This is a genomic window from Bradyrhizobium cosmicum, assembly GCF_032290525.1.
Classification (GTDB): Bacteria; Pseudomonadota; Alphaproteobacteria; order Rhizobiales; family Xanthobacteraceae; genus Bradyrhizobium; species Bradyrhizobium cosmicum_A.
This window is the reverse complement of sequence record NZ_JASXTA010000254.1, coordinates 1-268: the sequence shown is the minus strand read 5'-3', so window position 1 is coordinate 268 and position 268 is coordinate 1. Positions and strand designations below refer to the sequence as shown.

General features: G+C 61.6%; 1 protein-coding gene. It reads right to left on the bottom strand.

Going from position 1 to position 268, the window contains the following annotated elements; translation table 11 throughout:
• On the bottom strand, positions 1 to 268 hold a 268-nt coding region (locus tag QSV46_RS39860; protein WP_314964112.1), incomplete at both ends, for a recombinase family protein.

Here is a 268-nt window from a genome sequence, read left to right as displayed (position 1 = left end):
ACACCGGCCACTGCTCGCGGTCGCGTTGTCTGATGCGCTTTCGGATTCGACCGCCCGCATCGAGATAGCATGTCTGCTGGGTGCGGCCATACACATAAACGCCGGCATAGAACGGGTTGGTGAGGACCTGGTGGATCTTTGTGTAAGTGGGGGCGACCCAGCGGAGATCGACAAGGCTGTTGGAGTGCAGCGGAAAGCGCAGGCCTTGCGAGCGGAACCACAGCCACACGCGTCGTGCCGAGCCGAATTCGGCAAAGCGGTCGAAGAC